This is a genomic window from Paraburkholderia unamae, from assembly GCF_003268775.1.
Lineage (GTDB): Bacteria > Pseudomonadota > Gammaproteobacteria > Burkholderiales > Burkholderiaceae > Paraburkholderia > Paraburkholderia unamae.
The window spans coordinates 21,579-40,035 of the sequence record NZ_QLSU01000040.1 but is presented as its reverse complement, the minus strand read 5'-3'; the positions used below and the strand labels follow the sequence as shown (position 1 = coordinate 40,035).

The 18,457-nt window shown below is 68.3% G+C and carries 17 protein-coding genes; 9 read left to right on the top strand and 8 right to left on the bottom strand.

All coding sequences use genetic code 11. The features are described from left to right. Positions 1–2: 2 nt before the first annotated feature. Entirely contained in the window at positions 3–1,535 is a 1,533-nt protein-coding gene (gene scpC / locus C7401_RS39265) for a succinyl-CoA:acetate CoA-transferase ScpC (protein WP_112177437.1), read from the bottom strand. A 182-nt stretch (positions 1,536–1,717) separates the two neighbouring features. Between scpC and C7401_RS39260 the strand changes: the two genes are divergently transcribed. From C7401_RS39260 to C7401_RS39220, 9 genes are all read left to right on the top strand, one after another. After that, positions 1,718–2,632 (top strand): LysR family transcriptional regulator, encoded by a 915-nt coding sequence (locus C7401_RS39260; RefSeq protein WP_112177476.1) that lies wholly within the window; start codon positions 1,718–1,720, stop codon positions 2,630–2,632. 99 nt (positions 2,633–2,731) lie between these two features. Continuing rightward, entirely contained in the window at positions 2,732–4,210 is a 1,479-nt protein-coding gene (locus C7401_RS39255) for a UvrD-helicase domain-containing protein (protein ID WP_112177436.1), read from the top strand. A 101-nt stretch (positions 4,211–4,311) separates the two neighbouring features. Further along, positions 4,312–5,187 (top strand): GNAT family N-acetyltransferase, encoded by an 876-nt coding sequence (locus C7401_RS39250; protein ID WP_181565812.1) that lies wholly within the window; start codon positions 4,312–4,314, stop codon positions 5,185–5,187. Positions 5,188–5,229: 42 nt separating this feature from the next. Further along, complete coding sequence (locus C7401_RS39245) at positions 5,230–6,156, top strand: 2-hydroxyacid dehydrogenase (protein ID WP_112177435.1); 927 nt, start codon at positions 5,230–5,232, stop codon at positions 6,154–6,156. A 226-nt stretch (positions 6,157–6,382) separates the two neighbouring features. Beyond that, positions 6,383–7,789, top strand: coding sequence for an aspartate aminotransferase family protein (locus C7401_RS39240; RefSeq protein ID WP_112177434.1), 1,407 nt, complete (start codon positions 6,383–6,385; stop codon positions 7,787–7,789). A gap of 44 nt (positions 7,790–7,833) precedes the next feature. Next, a complete protein-coding gene (locus C7401_RS39235) occupies positions 7,834–8,334 on the top strand; it encodes an Lrp/AsnC family transcriptional regulator (protein ID WP_042269347.1) in 501 nt (166 codons plus the stop codon). A 169-nt stretch (positions 8,335–8,503) separates the two neighbouring features. Beyond that, positions 8,504–9,976 (top strand): NAD-dependent succinate-semialdehyde dehydrogenase, encoded by a 1,473-nt coding sequence (locus C7401_RS39230; protein ID WP_112177433.1) that lies wholly within the window; start codon positions 8,504–8,506, stop codon positions 9,974–9,976. After that, positions 9,973–10,944 carry a M14 family metallopeptidase gene (locus C7401_RS39225; protein ID WP_112177432.1) on the top strand — a complete coding sequence of 324 codons (972 nt, stop codon included), beginning with the start codon at positions 9,973–9,975 and terminating at the stop codon, positions 10,942–10,944. The genes C7401_RS39230 and C7401_RS39225 overlap by 4 nt, the downstream gene beginning before the upstream one ends. Before the next feature lie 35 nt (positions 10,945–10,979). Then, a complete protein-coding gene (locus tag C7401_RS39220; protein ID WP_112177431.1) occupies positions 10,980–11,324 on the top strand; it encodes a cupin domain-containing protein in 345 nt (114 codons plus the stop codon). Between the two features lie 23 nt (positions 11,325–11,347). Here C7401_RS39220 and C7401_RS39215 read toward each other — a convergent pair whose 3' ends face one another. From C7401_RS39215 to C7401_RS39185, 7 genes are read right to left on the bottom strand one after another with little or no spacing between them, the layout of a single operon-like run. Next, entirely contained in the window at positions 11,348–11,698 is a 351-nt protein-coding gene (locus C7401_RS39215) for a helix-turn-helix domain-containing protein (RefSeq protein ID WP_112177430.1), read from the bottom strand. 2 nt (positions 11,699–11,700) lie between these two features. Then, positions 11,701–12,888 carry an NAD(P)/FAD-dependent oxidoreductase gene (locus C7401_RS39210; protein ID WP_112177429.1) on the bottom strand — a complete coding sequence of 396 codons (1,188 nt, stop codon included), beginning with the start codon at positions 12,886–12,888 and terminating at the stop codon, positions 11,701–11,703. After that, positions 12,885–14,354 carry an FAD/NAD(P)-dependent oxidoreductase gene (locus tag C7401_RS39205; RefSeq protein ID WP_112177428.1) on the bottom strand — a complete coding sequence of 490 codons (1,470 nt, stop codon included), beginning with the start codon at positions 14,352–14,354 and terminating at the stop codon, positions 12,885–12,887. The genes C7401_RS39210 and C7401_RS39205 overlap by 4 nt, the downstream gene beginning before the upstream one ends. Then, a complete protein-coding gene (locus C7401_RS39200; RefSeq protein ID WP_112177427.1) occupies positions 14,333–14,653 on the bottom strand; it encodes a (2Fe-2S)-binding protein in 321 nt (106 codons plus the stop codon). The genes C7401_RS39205 and C7401_RS39200 overlap by 22 nt, the downstream gene beginning before the upstream one ends. After that, entirely contained in the window at positions 14,650–16,533 is a 1,884-nt protein-coding gene (locus tag C7401_RS39195; RefSeq protein ID WP_112177426.1) for an ABC transporter ATP-binding protein, read from the bottom strand. Before C7401_RS39195 ends, C7401_RS39200 begins: the two co-directional genes overlap by 4 nt. Continuing rightward, positions 16,530–17,486 carry an ABC transporter permease gene (locus tag C7401_RS39190; protein WP_112177425.1) on the bottom strand — a complete coding sequence of 319 codons (957 nt, stop codon included), beginning with the start codon at positions 17,484–17,486 and terminating at the stop codon, positions 16,530–16,532. The genes C7401_RS39195 and C7401_RS39190 overlap by 4 nt, the downstream gene beginning before the upstream one ends. After that, positions 17,483–18,439: an ABC transporter permease gene (locus tag C7401_RS39185; RefSeq protein ID WP_112177424.1), complete on the bottom strand. Its 957-nt coding sequence runs from the start codon at positions 18,437–18,439 to the stop codon at positions 17,483–17,485. The genes C7401_RS39190 and C7401_RS39185 overlap by 4 nt, the downstream gene beginning before the upstream one ends. Positions 18,440–18,457 lie beyond the last annotated feature (18 nt).

Sequence of the window (18,457 nt, the reverse complement as noted above, 5' to 3'; positions counted from 1 at the left end):
AGTCAGGCAGGCTCGGTAAGCGCTTGCGAAGGCGCGCGCACGGTCTGATCGGCGCGCATGCTGCCGCGCTCGCGATAGCGCGCGTGCCACGCGAGCGCTTCCTCGATCAGATGAGGCGTGTGGCCGCCGCGCGCGGCCGCCTTCGTCACGTAGTCACGCAGCACGTCACGGTACGACGGGTCCGCGCAATGCGCGATGATCTGCTGCGCGCGCTCGCGCGGCGCGAGGCCGCGCAGGTCCGCCAGCCCGTGCTCGGTGACGATGACGTCCACATCCTGGCCGATATGATCGACGTGCGACACCATCGGGACGATGCTCGAAATGTCGCCGTCCTTCGCCAGCGACTTCGTCACGAACACGGACAGATACGCATTGCGCGCGAAATCGCCCGAGCCGCCGATGCCGTTCATCATGTGCGTGCCGCCCACGTGCGTCGAGTTCACGTTGCCGTAAATGTCGCATTCGAGCGCGGTGTTCACCGCAATGACGCCCAGCCGCCGAATGACCTCGGGATGGTTGCTGACCTCTTGCGGCCGCAGCAGGACGCGCGAGCGGTAGCGCTCCAGGCCCTCGAAAAAGCGCTTCTGATATTCACTCGACAGCATGATCGCGGAGGCACAGGCGAAATCGACACAGCCCGTGTCGATGAGTTCGATGGCGCCGTCCTGAAGCACCTCCGAATACATGCGCAAACCGCGAAAGTCCGAATCGACGAGCCCGTGCAGCACCGCGTTGGCGATGGAGCCCACGCCCGCCTGAAGCGGCCGCAACGAGGGGCCGAGCCGGCCCGCGCGCACTTCGTTGGCGAGAAAGCCGCTCAGGTGCCCGGCGATCTGCGTGGTGTCCGAATCCGGCGGCAGCACCTTGTTGGGGCTGTCGCCCTTGCGCGTGACGACGATCGCCGCAATCTTTTGCGGGTCCAGCGGAATAAAGGGAAGACCGATGCGCTGCGCGGCGCTGGTCAGCGCAAGCGGCTCGCGATCGGGACGCGCGCGCGGCACATAAACGTCGTGCAGCCCTTCGAGCCCGAGCGGCATCTCCAGGTTGATCTCGACGATCACCTGCTTCGCGAGCGCCGCGAACACGGCCGAATTGCCGACCGACATCGTCGGCACGATACCGGCCTCGCCCACCGCCACCGCTTCGATCACGGCCACGTCGACCGCGCCGAGGTGGCCGTCGCGCAACTGCTCCGCCATTTCGGAAAGATGGAGGTCGATGAACATCGCCTCGCCCGCGTTGATCTGCTTGCGCAGGGTGCGGTCCGACTGAAACGGCATGCGCCGCTCGATGGCGCCCGCTTCGGCGAGCACGCCGTCCACTTCGTGGCCCACCGACGCGCCCGTCATCAGCGTAATCCGTAAGGAGTGCTTGCGGGCGCGCTCGGCCAGCGCCAGCGGAACCGCCTTGCAGTCACCGGCGGCGCCAAAGCCGCTCATGCCGACGGTCATGCCGTCATGAATCAGCGACGCGGCCTCGTCCGCCGTCACGATCCTGTCGCGCAACGGCGCCAGGCGAATCCGCTCCTCAAGCACTTCTGTCTCCTTTGGTATGCCACTGTCCGCCGGTTTGCCGCCCATCCGTACGATGAATGACGCCTATCCGACTCCAGATGTCATCAAGTTTAATGAAGATTCTTCGATGCATAACGTGATTTAATGTCATGAAATCCAGTCGTTTTTTTCATGCCTTCCGCCGTCTCTTTCTCCTTACGACGATGCCCATCGATGTCCGCGCGCTGCGCTACTTTGTCGAAACCGTTCAACTGGGCAGCTTCACCCAGGCCGCGGCCGCCGTGTTTGTCACCCAGTCGACAATCAGCAAGATGGTGCGGCAGCTCGAAGACGAAGTCGGGCAACCGCTGCTGATCCGCGACGGCCGCCAGGTGCAGCTCACCGACGTCGGGCGCGTGGTCTATGAGCGCGGCTTGCAGGCGCTTTCGGTGATCCGCGAACTGCAAACGGAAGTCGCCGACGTCGCGCAGCTCGGCCGGGGCCAGCTCACGGTGGGCATGCCGCCAATGGGCAACCTGTTCTTCCCGGCCGCCGTTCGCGCCTTTCAGCAGCGTTACCCCAAGCTCGAACTGCGGCTCGCCGAACATGGCGGGCAATTGCTCGAACAGAAAGTCATCGACGGCGAACTGGAAGTCGGCGCCACCGTGCTGTTGCCGGGCGCGAGCCAAGAGAAGCTCGCGACCCGCGTGATCGCGCGCTACACGATCTGGGCCGTGGGGCCGCGCGAGGCGCCGTGGGCGGGACGGCGCACCGTGAAGCTCGCCGCGCTCAAGGACCAGCCGCTGATCCTGCTGGACGACGCCTTTGCCCTGACCCGCCGCCTGCGTGCGGCATTTCAGGACGCCGGGATCGAGCCGCACGTCGTGGCCAGAAGCGGGCACTGGGACTTTCTTGCGGCGATGGCGGCGGCGGGGCTCGGCACCACGTTCCTGCCCGAACCGTTTCTCGCGCACCTCGATGTCAGCAATCTCGCGCTGGCGCGCGTGACGGAGCCCGCGCTCGACTGGACGCTCACGCACATCTGGTCGCCGGATCGTTACATGTCGCATGCCGCGCGCGCCTGGCTCGCCTTGTGCGGCGAGGTGCTGGGCAAGCAGGCGCGCGTGGGCGTGCTCTAAGCATGCGTGGGCGTGTTCCGGGCATGCGCCGCGCCGGTCCATGCGAAAATCAGCGACTCAACGTCGCCAGGAGCGAGCGCACATGAGGTCGGGAATCGCGTGAAAAGGGGCTTCATTCCAACGGCGGAGCAAGAGGCCGTGATCGAGGCGGCGCGTGGCGCGGGCGACCTCAAGATCAAGGCGTTCGCGGGCGCGGGCAAAACCTCCACGCTCCAGCTCGTGGCCGAGCAATTCGGCGAGCGGCGCGGCATGTACCTCGCGTTCAACCGCGAAATCGCGGCCAGCGCGGCGCGGCGCTTTCCCGCTCACGTCGATTCACGCACGATGCATTCGCTGGCGTGGGCCGGCGTCGATGCCTCGCTCAGAAACCGCATGAGCCTCCAGGGCGAGCCGCCGCACGAACTTGCCGCGCGCTACGGACTGGGCGCGCTGGAAGTGCGCACGGTGACGGGCAAGGCCGTCGAGATCGCGCCGTTCGAGATCGGGCGCATGATTGCCGAGGCGCGCGACAGGTTCTGCCGCTCCGCCGATCTGCGGCCCGCGTTGCCGCATATCGTCGTCGACGACAAGATCGACGAGGCGGTGGCCGCGCAACTGCGCGCGTGGCTGCTGCCCTATGTCGGGCGCATGTGGGAAGAAGGCGCGGCTACCCGCACGAGTAGCGCGAGCGGCGCCATCTCGCCGGACGTGCTGCTGAAGCGCTGGGCGCTCTCGGAGCCGCGCGTCGAGGCGGATTTCATCCTGTTCGACGAAGCCCAGGACAGCGACGGCGTGATGCTCTCGGTCCTCGGCCGCCAGCGCCACGCGCAGATCATCTACGTGGGCGACCCTTACCAGCAAATTTACGAGTGGCGAGGCGCGGTCAATGCGATGGAGCAGATCCACGCGCCCGAGCGCGCGCTCACGGAGTCGTTCCGCTTTGGCGCGACCTTCGCGGCGCTCGCGAGCCGCCTGCTCGCGCTGCTGGGGGAGCGCACGCCCATACGGGGACAGGATGCGATCGGCTCGATCATGGTGGAAGATCCCGCGCTCGCGCCCCCGGTGGACGCGATCCTGTGCCGCAAGAACGTCACGGCGATCTGGCAGTTCGCGGCGGGACTGGAGGCGGGAGAGCGGCCCGCGATCCGCATGAGCCCTGCCGAGATCCTGGCCTACGCCGAAGGCGCGGAACGCCTGCTGGCCGGCCAGCGCGCCTTCCGCCCGGCCGCGTTTTCGCTGTTCGAAACGTGGAGCGACGCCCAGGCGTTCGCGCGCAGCGCGTTTGGCCAGGACCTTCTGCCGCTCGTGCGCATCGTCGACGAGCTGGGCACCGGCTATCTGCGGGCGCTCGCGCAGCGCTCGGCGCAAGCGGACGCCGCCGATTACGTGATCTCGACCGTCCACCGCGCCAAGGGCCTCGAATGGAAGCGCGTCAAGGTCGCCGACGATTTCCGGCTGCGCGGCCCCGACGGCAACCCCATGCCCGAAGACGACGAACTGCGCCTGCTCTACGTCGCGCTCACGCGTGCGCAGCATGTCCTCGATATCTCCGGCCTGCGCGACGAGTTGTTGCGGCTTTTCAGCCTCCGGCGCCAGTAGCGAATCGAATACGCAGGCTGCGCTCGCGCGAGAGGATCGTCCTATTCGCGCGGCTGCGATCCTGTCAAAGTGGGCATCCAATCCCGATCAAGGAGCCCGCCGTGTCCGGTCAGCCCGCGTTCCCGAGTCTTGTCTGCGAGACCTTTTCCGAATCCGACGTTGAGGGCGCGCACGCGCTTTCGCTGCAATTCGGCTGGCCGCATACCCGCGAGGATTGGCGCTTCGCCGCCGCAACGGGGCGCGGCTTCGTGGTTCGCGAAAGCGGCACGGTCATCGGTACGGCGCTGTGCTGGCCCTGGGGCGAGGGCGGCGCCACGCTCGGGCTCGTCGTCGTCGCGGCCAGCCAGCAGGGGCGCGGCATCGGCCGCATGCTCATGGAGCGCCTGCTCGACGCGCTCGGCCCGCGCATGACCGTGCTGCACGCCACGCAGGCCGGCCAGCCGCTCTATGAAAAGCTCGGCTTCCGCAAGGTCGGCCTGCTGCACCAGTATCAAGCCACAGGCTTTGCCGCGCCGTTCGTCGAGCCGCCGCCAGGCGAGCGCCTGCGTCCGCTCGAAGCGGGCGACACGCCGCGCCTGATCGAACTCGCGACACGCGCAAGCGGGCTCGATCGCAGCGCGTTGCTGCCGCCGCTGCTCGATATGTCGCAAGGCGTGGCGCTGGTCAAAGGAGATACCGTGGTCGGCTTTGCGCTCCTGCGCCCGTTCGGCCGGGGTCATGCGATCGGTCCGGTGCCCGTGGTCGCCGACGACGGCCTGCACAGGCAGCGCGCGCAGGCGCTGATCGCCAACCGCCTCGCGGCCAACGCGGGCGCTTTCACGCGCCTCGACACGCCCGACGAGCAGGGCCTCGGCCCCTGGCTCGAATCGGTCGGACTCGCGCGCGTCGACACGGTCGTGAAGATGGCGCGCAACGGCGAGCCCGCGCGCGACCCCGCCACGCTGCAATACGCCATCGTCACGCAGGCGCTCGGCTAAGCCGCCGGGCTCCTCCGCCTCGCCAATCAAAGGCACGCCATCATGACGCTCCTCTACAAGGCCGACCCCGAGCGCGGCAAGCAATGGGCGCAGCTCTTCGCGCACAAGGCCCCCGAGATCGGCTTTCGCCTCTGGCCCGATACCGGCGACCTCGCGGCCGTGCGCTACCTCGCGGCCTGGCAGCCCCCCGAGGACCCCGCGCGCACGCTGCCCAATCTCGAAGTGATCTTCTCGGTGGGCGCGGGCATCGATCAGTTCGATCTTTCCGGCGTGCCGGAGCACGTGGCGGTCGTGCGCATGATCGAGCCGGGCATTGTCGAAGGCATGGTCGAGTATGTGACCCAGGCGGTCCTGACCATTCACCGCGATCTGTTCGAATATGCCGGGCAGCAGCGGCAGCGCGTGTGGCGCGCGCTGCCCGTGCGCGCCGCCGCGTCGCGCCGCGTTGGTGTGCTCGGCCTCGGCATGCTGGGCGGCGCGGTGCTCGAACGCTTGCGCCTTTTCGGCTTTGCCTGCGCGGGCTGGAGCCGCTCGCCACGCACCTTGCCGGGTGTGGAGTGCTACGCGGGCGCGCAAGCGCTGGACGCCTTCCTCGCGCGCACCGATATCCTCATCTGCCTGCTGCCGCTCACCGAGGCGACGCGCGGCCTGCTCGACGCCGCGCTGTTCGCGAAGCTGCCGCCGGGCGCGTCGTTCATCAACGTCGGGCGCGGGCCGCAACTGGACCAGCAGGCGCTCATCGACGCGCTCGACAGCGGCCACTTGCGCCATGCGATTCTCGACGTCGCGGACCCCGAGCCGCTGCCGCCCGAACACGCGTTCTGGACCCATCCGTGCGTGCGCTTGACGCCGCATATCGCCAGCGCCACGCGGCCCGAAACCGCCGTCGACGTCGTGCTCGACAACATTCGCCGCCACCGCGCGGGCATGCCGATGCTCGGCCTCATCGACCGCACGCGCGGTTATTGAGCGTGACCGGGGCGCAGCAGAATATGCTGCGCGCGCCGATCAAAACGCCACAAACACGCTATTTCGCGAATTATTTGGCGAAGCGTCCACCGGCGGCGGCCCGGTAGCATGGAACGGTGAATCAACGGCGTAACGACGAACAAGCGACGGACAAGCGACGGACAAGCAACCGCCAGCCAACCGCCAAGCGCCGCACTCCTCTGACTTTTCAGCCGGGAACCGAACCATGCCGAACCGCCATCTCATCGAAGCCGACCGCAAGCATCTGATCCACCCCGTCGTGAACTACCGCGCGCACGAGAAGCGCGGCGTGACCGTGCTCGAATCCGCCCAGGGCGTGTTCCTGCGCGACGCCGATGGCCGCGAACTGCTCGACGCATTCTCGGGCCTGTGGTGCGTGAACACGGGCTACGGCCATCAAAGCATCGTCGAAGCCGCCACGCGCCAGATGTCGCGCCTGCCCTACGCAACGGGCTATTTCCACTTCGGCTCGGAGCCCGCCATCGAACTGGCCGCGCAACTCGTGGAACGCGCGCCCGCTTCGCTGCAACACGTGTACTTCACGCTGGGCGGTTCGGACGCCGTGGATTCGGCGCTGCGCTTCATTACGCACTACTACAACGCAACGGGCCGCCCCGCGAAGAAGCATGTGATCGCGCAGGAGCGCGGCTATCACGGCTCGTCGGCGGTCGGTGCGGGCCTCACGGCCTTGCCCGCGTTTCATCGACACTTCGACTTGCCGCTCGCCACGCAGCATCACATTCCCTCGCCTTACGCCTATCGCAGCGAGCATGCGGACGATGCCGCGCTCATCGCCGCCTCGGTCGCCGCGCTCGAAGCGAAGGTCGCCGCACTGGGCGCCGATCATGTCGCCGCGTTTTTCTGCGAGCCGATCCAGGGTTCGGGCGGCGTGATCGTGCCGCCCGTCGGTTGGCTGAAAGCCATGCGCGAAGCGTGCCGCAAGCTCGACATCCTGTTCGTCGCCGACGAAGTCATCACGGGCTTCGGCCGCACGGGACCGCTGTTCGCATGCCAGGCGGAAGACGTCGAGCCGGACCTGATGACCGTCGCCAAGGGCCTCACGGCGGGCTACGCGCCGATGGGCGCCGTGCTGATGTCGGACGCCGTCTATCAAGGCATTGCCGATGGCGACGCCGCCGCCGTGGTCGGCCACGGTCATACGTATTCGGCGCATCCGGTGAGCGCGGCCATCGGCCTCGAAGTCATGCGTCTCTATCACGAAGGCGGCCTGCTCGCGAACGGCGTGGCGCGCGCGCCGCGCTTCGCGCAGGGGCTCGATGCGCTGCTCGATCACCCGCTCGTGGGCGATTCGCGTCATCGCGGCCTGCTCGGCGCGCTCGAACTCGTCGCCGACAAGGACAGCAAGCAGCGCTTCGATACCTCGCTCGGCCTGCCCGATCGCATCGCGGCCGCCGCATACGGCAACGGCCTTGTTTTCCGCGCGTTCGGCGACAACATTCTCGGCTTCGCGCCCGCGCTCTCGTTCACCGAAAGCGAGTTCGACCTGCTGTTCGAACGCCTCGAAAAAACGCTCGACGACGTGCTCGCGCAGCCCGAGGTCCGCGCGGCATTAAAGGCCGGCAATGGGGTCAGCGCCCGTGTCGCCGCGTGATAACATCACTCGAACCTTCGACATGCAGGGCCGCCCCCATCACGATGAGCAACGACTGCAAGCTGGACCGAATCGACCTGCGCATCCTCTCGCAACTCCAGAAGCGGGGGCGCATCACGAATGTCGAACTGGCCGACGCAGTCGGGCTGTCGCCCAGCCCCTGCCTGATCCGCGTGAAACGTCTGGAGAAGGCGGGGTTCATCGTCGGCTACGGCGCGCAGATTCAGCTCGAAAAGCTGGGCGACGTGCAGATGGTGTTCACCGAGGTCACGCTCGCCGACCATCGCCGCGAGGACTTCATCAAGTTCGAGAAAGCGATACGCGAGGTGGACGAGGTGGTCGAGTGCCATCTCGCGAGCGGCGGCTACGACTATCTGCTGAAGTTCGTCGCGCGCAGCGTGAGCCACTATCAGAGCATCGTGGAAGGGCTGCTGGAGCGCGACATCGGCATCGAGAAGTACTTCAGCTACGTCATCATCAAGACAGCGTTCGTCAAGACGCACTATCCGCTCGAAACGCTGTTCTCGCAGAACCTGCATTCCTGAGCATGGGCGACGGACGTGAGGCACGTGCCTCGCGCGCCTGCGTCCCGCCTCCATTTTCTCGCCCACGCTTCGCGCTGAAACCTCCTTCCGGTTTCGGCGCAGTCGTCGTGCGCGCTCACTCCCTCGCATCGATCCAACGTCTTCCGCACGGGCGGAAAGGAATCGGCATATGACTACGCGTTATCCCTTGAGCGCATTGATGCGCAGCGACAATTTCATCGACGGGCAATGGATGAGCGCCGCCTCGGGCGCGCGCTTCGCCGTGACCGATCCCGCCACCGGCAACACGATTGCCGAAGTCGCCGACAGCGACGCGCACGACGCACGCGCCGCCACCGACGCGGCCGCCCGCGCGTTTCCCGCGTGGCGCGACACGCTGCCCGCCGAACGCGCCGCGGTGCTGCGCCGCTGGCACGCGCTGATCGTCGCGAACGCCGACGAACTCGGTCAACTGATCTCGCTCGAACAAGGCAAGCCCCTGCACGAAGGACGCGGCGAAGCGATGTATGGCGCGTCGTACGTCGCCTGGTTCGCCGATGAAGCCACGCGCATCTACGGCGACCTCATCCCGCAGCAGCAGCGCGGCAAGCGCATGAGCGCGGTGAAGGAGCCCGTTGGCGTGGTCGCGGCGATCACGCCCTGGAACTTCCCGCTCGCGATGATCGCGCGCAAGATCGCACCGGCGCTGGCCGCCGGTTGCACCGTGGTCGGCAAGCCCGCCGAGGACACGCCGCTCACGGCGCTTGCGCTCGTCATGCTCGCGCACGAAGCGGGCGTGCCGCCCGGCGTGCTGAACCTCATCTGCGCGTCGCGCGAGCGTGGCGTGAGCGCCGTCGCCGACTGGCTCGCCGACAGCCGCGTGCGCAAGATCACGTTCACCGGCTCGACGCCGGTGGGCAAGCATCTCGCGAGGGAATCGGCCGGCACGTTGAAGAAGCTCTCGCTCGAACTGGGCGGCAACGCACCGTTCATCGTGTTCGACGACGCCGATCTCGACGCCGCCGTGGAAGGCCTCATGGCCGCGAAGTTCCGCAACGGCGGGCAGACCTGCGTGTGCCCGAATCGCGTGTACGTGCAGTCGGGCGTGTTCGAGCGCTTCGCCGACAAGCTCGCCACGCGCGTGGCGGCCCTGAAAGTCGCGCCCGCGACCGACCCCGCCGCGCAGATCGGCCCGATGATCAACGCGCGCGCGGTGGAAAAGATCGCGCGCCACGTGGACGACGCCGTGACCCGTGGCGCACGCGTGCTCACGGGCGGCAAGCGCCTCGCCGAACTCGGCCCGAACTGGTACGCGCCCACCGTGCTCGCGGGCGCGACTGCCGACATGCAGCTAAGCTGCGAAGAGACCTTCGGCCCCGTGGTGCCGCTGTTCCGCTTCGACGACGAAGCCGAGGCGATTCACGCCGCCAACGACACGCCCTACGGCCTCGCCTCGTACTTCTACAGCCAGGACGTGCGCCGCATCGACCGCGTGGCGCGGCAGCTAGAAGCGGGCATCGTCGGCATCAACGAAGGCGCGCTCGCCAGCGAGGCGGCGCCCTTCGGCGGCGTGAAGGAATCGGGCTATGGCCGCGAAGGCTCGAAGTACGGGCTCGACGATTACCTCTCCATCAAATACCTCTGCCAGGGAGGGCTCGCATGAGCACCTATCCGATCGAAGTCGCGTTTCCCGACATCGCCGCGCACGAGCGCAGCGAAACGGGCATCCCCTATGTTCATACGTTCGATTCGGGCGTAGCGGGCCCGCATGTGATGATCAACGCGCTCACGCACGGCAACGAGGTGTGCGGCGCGATCGTCGTGGATGCGCTGTTGCGCGCGCGGCTGCGGCCGCGGCGCGGCAAGCTCACGCTCGCGTTCGCCAACGTCGAGGCGTATCGCCGCTTCGACCCGCAGCACCCCGACGCCGCGCGTTTCGTCGATCAGGACTTCAACCGCGTATGGACCGCGCAGGCGCTCGACGACCTCGTGCGCGATTCGAGCGAGCTGCGCCGCGCCCGCGCGATGCGCCCTGTGATCGACGACGTCGATCTGCTGCTCGACCTGCATTCGATGCATGAGAAGTGCATGCCGCTCATTGTCGCGGGACCGCTTGCCAAGGGCGTCGAACTCTCCGCGCGGCTCGGCGCGCCCGCCACCGTGATCTGCGACGAAGGCCATCCCGAAGGGCGGCGCATGCGCGATTACGAAGGCTTCGGCGACGCGGCGAGCGCGAAGAACGCCTTGTTGATCGAGTGCGGACAGCACTGGGAAGCGAGCGCCGTGACCGTGGCGCGCGATGTGAGCGCGCGCTTTTTGCGGCTCTCGGGCGTGGTGGACGCAGCGGATCTGCCTGCGGACTGGCTGCAACCGCTGCCGGCTGAAATGCGCGTGGTGCGCGTCACGGAACCTGTCGTGGCGAAGAGCATGGACTTCCGCTTCGCGGGCGACTACACGGGACTCGAAGTGTTCCCCAAAGCGGGCGCGGTGATCGGCTGGTCCGACGGCGAGCCGGTTCTCACGCCCTACGACGACTGCATTCTCGTGATGCCTTCGCTGCGCCAGTTGCGTCCCGGCGTGACCGTGGTCCGTCTCGGCAAGATCGAGCAGCGCATTGTGCAACCGGGTTGAGCCCCACCCCCTTTAATCAGGTTAGCTAACGAATCATGAAAGTTCAGCAGATCGCGCAAAGCGCCAACGTGCAGGCACTGGAAGACTGGGGCACGGCGGGCACACCCGGCGCGCAGACGATACGCGTTTTCGGCGTGCAAAAGGTGATTCCGGGCACGGAGTCCGTCGATACCGGCCTCTTCGAATGCACCAGCGGCACCTATCGCCGTTCGGTGAAGGAAGCGGAAGTCATGCACATCCTGAGCGGCTGCGGGCGCTTCACGCCCGACGGCGAGGCAACCGTGCATTTTCGCGGCGGCGACACGCTCTTTTTCGCGGCGAACACGGAAGGCACGTGGGAAGTCGACGAAACCATGCGCAAGGTCTACGTCATTCTGTAACGCAAGACGCAAGCGGGGAGCGCTCAAGCGGCTTCGAGCGCCCTCGCCTGCTGAAGAAAGGCGCTCGGCGTCACGCCGCAAAAGCGCTTGAAATGACGCGCCAGATGGCTCTGATCGAAAAAGCCCACCTGGGTCGCGACCACGGCGCCCGGCACGCCCGCCAGCAGCAAGAGTTGCGCGCGGCGCACGCGCACTTCGCACAGGTACTTGTACGGCGAGAGACCCACCTGCTGACGAAACACGGTGGCGAACCGCGAGACGCTGAGCGCCGACACCTCGGCGAGTTCGGCGAGGCTCACGGACTTGTCGAAGTTCTCTTCGATATAGGCCAGCGCGTCGCGCAGCGGTGTGACCGGGGCGTTGAAGGTCTGCATCGTCAAGCCTCGCTGGCGGTCGATGCCGTCGATACGCTCGCGCAAAGCTCGGAACCGGCGCGCGCCGCGTGTGCGAAACGCGCGATCGAAAACGGGTCGAGCGGCATGTCGGTGGCGCCCGAGTCGAGCAGTTCCGCGAGCGTCTCGCCCACGCCCGGCCCGATCTGGAAGCCCGAGCCGCTGAAGCCGAACGCGTAGAAGAGGCCGTCCGTCGTCGAACTGGGACCGATCACCGGCTCCGAGTCCGGCAAGTAGCTCTCCACGCCGCTCCATACGCGGATCACATGCAACGGCGCGAGCGCGGGGACGAGGCGGCGGAACTGCGCGATCTGCTGCACGGTGTTGCCGGGCAGCACGCCGGCGCGGCGCGTTTGCGCATCGGCGGGGCCCGCGGGGCCGCCGCCCAGCACGAGGTTGCCGCGCGGAATCTGCCGGAAGTACACGCTCTCTTCCTTCACCGACGTATAGACGCCCATGGAATGCATGAAGCGGTAAGGCACGGGCTCGGTCACGGCCATTTGCGGCCCGCGCGCGACGAGCGGCACCGGCTCGCCGAATTGCCCGGAAAGCGCGCCCGCCCAGGCGCCCGCGCAGATGAGCAGTTGCTCCGCGCGCCACACCTCACCTGTGGCGCTCTCCACGCGAAAACCACCCGCTTCCTTTTCCACGCGCACGATCTCGGTGTTCTCCACGAGATGCGCGCCGAGCCGCGCGGCCGCGCGCCCGAAAGCCGGTGCTGCGAGACGCGGATTGGCGTGCCCGTCGCGCGGCGAGATCGAGGCGGCCAGCACATCGCGGCCAAGGAACGGAAAGCGCTTGAACATCGCCGCGCCTTCGAGCACTTCGAGATCGAGCCCGTGCTCGCGCGCCTGCCCGGCGTAGCGATGAAAGTATTCGGCGTCGTGCGCGTGATAGCACACACGCGTATGGCCCGAAGGCAGGAACTCCACGTCCTCGCCCAGCAGCGACTGCGCGCGATACCAGATATCGAGCGCGCGATTGGACATGGCGAGCTGCGAAAGCGCGCGGCCCTGGCGGCGCACGCCGCCGAAGTTCACGCCGCTCGCCTGCTGGCCCGTGAGCCCGCGTTCGATCAGGATAACTGAGCGCTGGCGGCGGCGCAGGAAGAACGCCGTCGACGTTCCGATGATGCCGCCTCCAATCACGATCACATCGGCGCGATCCGTCATTCGCTGAACTCCTTGGCGCAGCACGCGCCGTGCTGCGTTTGCGCGGCGAGGGCCGCATGCGCTTCGTCGATCCCGTTCGCGGCGGCGCTCAAGGTCATCGTGAGCGGCTTCACCGGCGCTTGCCCGCGCAGGCGGCCCACGGCTTCGAGCGGCACGCGCGCCTCGGCGGCGATCACTTCGGCGCCTGCATGCGCACAGAAGCGGCCCTGGCAGCGCCCCATGCCCACGCGTGAAAATGCCTTCGCGCGGTTCGCTTCGGTTGCGCCCGTTTCGCGCACCACGCGGCGCAATTCGCCCGCCGTGATGGACTCGCAGCGGCACACCACGGTGTCGTCGGGCAGCGCCGCCGCAAAATGCGCAGGCCACGGAAACGCCTTGCGCAAGCCTTGGGCGAAGCGCGTGTAGCGCGCGAGTTCGACGCGCAGTCTCGCCGCTTCGGCGAGCGTCGCCGATGACAAAACCACGCCCGCGTCCTGCAACGCGGCCAGCGCGGCGAGACGCCCCGCGCGCTCGGCGGCGTCGGCGCCGCGCACGCGCACGCCGTCGCCGGCCAGATACACGCCCGCCACGCCGCTGCGGCCGTCGTGATCGACGTCGGGCAGCCATTGCCGCGCGGCGGCGTCGAAGCGAAACGCACAGCCCGCGAGATCGGCGATTTGCGTTTCGGAGCGCAGGTGGTAGCCCAGTGCGACCGCATCGCACGCCACGCGCTGCTCGCGGCCGTCGGCGAGCGTCACCCGCACCGCGTCCACGCCGTGCTCCGGCGTGCCTTCGATGGCGAGCGGCGTGACGCCGCGATGCACCGGCACGCCCGCGCGGCGCAGCGTGCGCAAAAGCGCCATGCCCTTGCGCAACGCGGCGGGCACTTGCAGCAGATCGGGCAGCGCGCGCACGCGCTGGCCGAACGTGGAGGTGTCGAGCACCGCGCTCACCGTCGCGCCCGCCTTCACGTATTGCGCGGCGACGAGGTACAGCAGCGGGCCCGTGCCCATCATGACGGTGCGCGCGCCAATGGCGCAGCCCTGCGACTTCAGCGCCACCTGCGCGCCGCCCAGGCTGTACGCGCCCGCCAGCTGCCAGCCGGGCACGGGCATGAGCCGGTCGGTCGCGCCGCTACAAACGATCAGCGCGTCGAAGGCCACTTCCTCGTAGCGCGCGCCGCTCGCCAGATGCACGGACTGCGGCCCGACGTTCCAGACCAGCGTGTCGGGCCGGTAGTCGATCTGCGGGCGCAGCGCGTCGAAGTCGCGGTGCAGGGCCGCCGCACGCGCGGCCTCGGTGCCGTAGAGCGTTTCGTAGCCGCGCTTGAACCCTTCAGGCTGGCGGCGGTAGATTTGCCCGCCGTCGCGCCGGCCTTCGTCGACGACGACCGGGCGCAGCCCGGCGCTCACCAGCGCCTGCGCCGCGCGCACGCCCGCGGGCCCCGCGCCGATCACGACCACCTTCAGTTGCGCGCGCGCGGCCATACGCCCTCCCCGGCAAGCGCGTTGCGCGTGACGATCGACATGCCGGGCGCGGCGGGCGTCGTGCAGGCGCGCAGCCGCTCGCCCTGCGCGGTCCACACCCAGCAGTCCTGGCAAGCGCCCATCAGGCAGAAACCGGCGCGCCGCCCTTCGTCGAACTCGCAGTCGCGCAGCGCGTCCTGGGTGGCGAGCAGCGCGACCATCAGCGTGTCGCCTTCGGCGGCCTGGGCCACGCGGCCATCGATCTCGATGTCGAAGGTCGGGCGGCCCGCTTCCGCGACTCTCACGAAGCGCGCGTTCATGCGGCGGCCCTCTTCGTCGATTGAGTCGATTGAGTGGCTTGCGCGACCTGAGCGACCTGAGCAGCCTGTGCCGTCTGCAAGCGCTCCAGTTCCGCCGTCGTGTGATGGCAAAGAATCTGCGCACCGCCCGGCAGGCGCTTCATCGCGGGCGCGCTCACGTTGCACGCGCCATCGATACGCACGGGGCAACGCGCGCGAAACGCGCACAGCTCGCGCACCTCGGCCGACGCCCCGAGCGGCGGCAGCGCCGCGCCCGCCACGGCGCGCCGCGCGTCGAGCCAGCCCGGCTGCAACGCCGGAACCGAATCGACCAGCAGGCCCGTGTAGGGGTGATAAGGCGGCGCCTCCAGCACGTCGCGCTGGCCCGCCTCGACGCACTGGCCGCCGTACAGCACGACCACGTCGTCGCAAATCGCGCGCACCGTGGAAATATCGTGGCTGATGAACATGTACGAGATGCCCAGCTCGCGGCGCAATTCGCCGAGCAGGTCGAGAATCGCCGCGCCGACCACGGTGTCGAGCGCGGACGTCACCTCGTCGCACAGAATCAACGCCGGTTCCGCCGCGAGTGCGCGGGCCAGGTTCACGCGCTGCTTCTGGCCGCCCGAGAGACCGCCCGGCTGACGCTTCGCAATCGAGGCGGGCAGCTTCACGAGATCGAGCAGTTCGAGCATGCGCTTTTTCGCCGCCGCGCCGCGCAGGCCGTGATAGAAGCACATGGGCCGCGCGAGGATGTCGGCGATCGTGCGGCTCGGGTTGAGCGCCGTGTCGGCGTTCTGGAACACGATCTGGATGCGGCGGTACTGGTCGGGCGTGCGCGCCGATAGCGTGGCGGGCAGCGGCACGCCGTCGAGCAGCACTTCGCCGCGCGCGCGTTCCACGAGCCCCGCCACCACGCGCGCGAGCGTCGTCTTGCCCGAACCCGATTCGCCGATCACGCCCAGCGCGCTGCCGCGCGCAATGCGCAGGCTCACGTCCTCCAGCACGCGCGCGGCGGGCACGCCGTTCGCATCCACGCGGCCGTAGCCCGCGATCAGGTTGCGCACTTCGAGCAGCGGCACTTCGGCGGCCGGGGGCGCGGCGGGCGGACCGGGGTCGGGGTGGCGGCGCGCCGCCAGCAGCGCGCGCGTGTAGTCGTCCTCAGGCGCGTCGAGCACCTGGAGCGTCGTGCCGTTCTCGCGCACCGTGCCATTGTTCAGGACGACGATACGATCGGCCATCTGCGCGACCACCGCGAGATCGTGCGACACGTACACGGCTGTCGTGCCCAGTTCGCGCACGACCTTGCGGAAGGCCGCCAGCACTTCGATCTGCGTGGTCACGTCGAGCGCCGTGGTAGGTTCGTCGAACACGACCACGGCGGGGTCGGTGATGAGCGCCATCGCGGCCATGAGGCGCTGCAACTGGCCGCCCGACACCTGGTGCGGATAGCGCGCGCCGATCGTCTCCGGCGCGGGCAGCGCGAGCGCGCGGAACAGGCTCACCGCCTTCTCGCGCGCCGCCGCGGGCGACATGAGCTTGTGCAGCAGCGCGGGCTCGGTCACCTGGTCCATGATCGTGCGCGCGGGGTTGAAGCCCGCCGAGGCGCTCTGCGCGACATAGGCCACGGTGCGCGCGCGCAACGCGCGGCGGCCGCGTTCGTCAAGCGCGAGCACGTCGGTGCCGCCGATCTTCACGCTGCCGCCCGCAATGGCGCAACCGTCGCGCGCATGGCCGAGCAGCGAGAGCGCGATGGTGGTCTTGCCCGAGCCCGACTCGCCGATCAGCGCGAGCACTTCGCCCTTCTTCACGGTGAAGTCGACGCCCTTGACGATCTCGACGACCGGATCGGGCGCCGCGCCCGCGACCACGCGCAGGTCCGTCACTTCGATCATGTTCATTTTCCGCCTCCATGCGCGCGGCCGCCGTGGCGACGCAGGCTGTCGATGAGCAGGTTCACGCCGACCGTGAGCGTCGCGATGGCCACGGCCGGCATCAGCACAGCGGGCGCGCCTTCCGCGAGGCCGCCGATGTTCTCGCGCACGAGCGAGCCCCAGTCCGCATCCGGCGGCTGGACGCCCAGACCCAGGAACGACAGGCCGCTCAGCAGCAGCACGATGAACACGAAGCGCAGGCCGAAGTCGGCAAGCATGGGGTGGATCATGTTCGGCAGCACTTCCACGCGGGCAATGTAGAACAGCCCTTCGCCGCGGGCTCTGGCGACCTGCACGTATTCGAGCGTCATCAGATTCACGGCGAGCGAGCGCGAAATGCGGAACGCGCCCGGAATATAGGCGAGCGCCGCCACCGTAATCAGCATCGGCACCGAGGAGCCGAACGCCGCGATCACCACGAGCGCGAGCACCTTGCTCGGAATGGAGATCAGCGCGTCGAAAATGCGGCTCAACACCTCGTCGATCCAGCGCGGCGCGACAGCGGCAAGCAGTCCGAAGAATATGCCGATGCCGCTTGCGAGCAGCGTGGCGGCGAGCGCGAGGCCCACGGTGTACTGCGTGCCGTAGAGCACGCGGCTCAGCATGTCGCGGCCGAGGAAATCGGTGCCGAGCAGATGCGCCGCGCTGTACGAGCCGAAGATTTCCGTGGAGGTGATCGCGCCGCCCTTGTAGGGCGCGACGAGCGGCCCGATGAAGGCCACGCCGAGCCAGAACACGACAATCGCAAGACCGATCAGGCCGAGCACCGAAAGGCGGCCGGCGAGACGGCGCAGCGGCGAGCGCGGCGGCGTGGGAATGTCGTTCGGCGCTTCCTTCGCGGCTTCGGCGGCGGGCCGTTCCTCGCTCTCGCTGGTTGCGTAGAGCACGGTCGTGGCGTGAGATGTGGCGGGTCGGTTCATCGTTGACGCAGCCTCGGGTTGGATACGATTTGACACAGGTCCGCGATCAGCACGAGCACCAGATACGCGGCGCAGAACACCATCACGCAGCCCTGCACGAGCGGCAGGTCGCGGTTCGTCACGGCGTCGACCATGAGGCTCGCGAGGCCCGGATAGTTGAAGATCGACTCCACGATCACCACGCCGCCAAAGAGGTAAGAGAGGCTCAGCGCGACGGCGTTGGCGATTGGGCCGATCGTGTTGGGCAGCACATGGCGCAGCACGATGCGGGCGGGCGACGCGCCCTTCAGGCGCGCCATTTCCACATACGGCGCACCGAGCTGGTCGAGCACGGCCGCGCGCGTCATGCGCGCCATCTGCGCGACGATCACGCAGCACAGCGTCATGACCGGCATGGCGTAGATGCGCAGCAGCGTGCCGAACGAATCCACCTCCGAGAGGTACGAGAGCGCGGGCAGCCAGCGCAGCTTCACCGCGAAGATCAGCACGGCGATGGTGGCGACGAGGAACTCGGGCACGGCCACGGCGGAAAGCGTGAGGACGTTGAGCGCGCGATCGAGCAGCGAGCCGCGGAACACGGCGGAAAAGATGCCGATGGCGAGCGCGAGCGGCACCGAAACAAGCGTGGTGAGCCCCGCCAGCACGAGCGAGTTGGGCAGGCGCGTGGCGATCAATTCGCTCACCGGCTGATTATTCGACACCGACGTGCCGAAGTTGCCCGTCGCGGCATGCAGGAGCCAGTGCAGGTAGCGCGTGAGCGCGGGCTGGTCGAGGCCGAACTGGTGACGCAGCGCGGCCACCTGCTCGGGCGTGGCCGCCTGGCCGAGCGCCTGCTGCGCGGCGTCGCCGGGCAAGAGGCCCGTGAGGCCGAACACGATTGCCGAGACGATCAGCAACGTGAGCAGCGCGAGACCGAGACGCGCGGCAATGAGTCGTTGCGCGTGAGCTTTCATCGGGTGTCGCCTCCTCAT

Excerpts from the sequence above, each read along its gene's own strand:
- C7401_RS39235 (WP_042269347.1), top strand. The coding sequence starts at position 7,834 with ATGAGCAACGACTGCAAGCTGGACCGAATCGACCTGCGCATCCTCTCG.
- C7401_RS39230 (WP_112177433.1), top strand. The coding sequence starts at position 8,504 with ATGACTACGCGTTATCCCTTGAGCGCATTGATGCGCAGCGACAATTTC.
- C7401_RS39190 (WP_112177425.1), bottom strand. The coding sequence starts at position 17,486 with ATGAACCGACCCGCCACATCTCACGCCACGACCGTGCTCTACGCAACC.
- C7401_RS39245 (WP_112177435.1), top strand. The coding sequence starts at position 5,230 with ATGACGCTCCTCTACAAGGCCGACCCCGAGCGCGGCAAGCAATGGGCG.
- C7401_RS39200 (WP_112177427.1), bottom strand. The coding sequence starts at position 14,653 with ATGAACGCGCGCTTCGTGAGAGTCGCGGAAGCGGGCCGCCCGACCTTC.
- C7401_RS39220 (WP_112177431.1), top strand. The coding sequence starts at position 10,980 with ATGAAAGTTCAGCAGATCGCGCAAAGCGCCAACGTGCAGGCACTGGAA.
- C7401_RS39260 (WP_112177476.1), top strand. The coding sequence starts at position 1,718 with ATGCCCATCGATGTCCGCGCGCTGCGCTACTTTGTCGAAACCGTTCAA.
- C7401_RS39225 (WP_112177432.1), top strand. The coding sequence starts at position 9,973 with ATGAGCACCTATCCGATCGAAGTCGCGTTTCCCGACATCGCCGCGCAC.
- C7401_RS39205 (WP_112177428.1), bottom strand. The coding sequence starts at position 14,354 with ATGGCCGCGCGCGCGCAACTGAAGGTGGTCGTGATCGGCGCGGGGCCC.
- C7401_RS39195 (WP_112177426.1), bottom strand. The coding sequence starts at position 16,533 with ATGAACATGATCGAAGTGACGGACCTGCGCGTGGTCGCGGGCGCGGCG.
- C7401_RS39185 (WP_112177424.1), bottom strand. The coding sequence starts at position 18,439 with ATGAAAGCTCACGCGCAACGACTCATTGCCGCGCGTCTCGGTCTCGCG.
- C7401_RS39210 (WP_112177429.1), bottom strand. The coding sequence starts at position 12,888 with ATGACGGATCGCGCCGATGTGATCGTGATTGGAGGCGGCATCATCGGA.
- C7401_RS39240 (WP_112177434.1), top strand. The coding sequence starts at position 6,383 with ATGCCGAACCGCCATCTCATCGAAGCCGACCGCAAGCATCTGATCCAC.
- C7401_RS39215 (WP_112177430.1), bottom strand. The coding sequence starts at position 11,698 with ATGCAGACCTTCAACGCCCCGGTCACACCGCTGCGCGACGCGCTGGCC.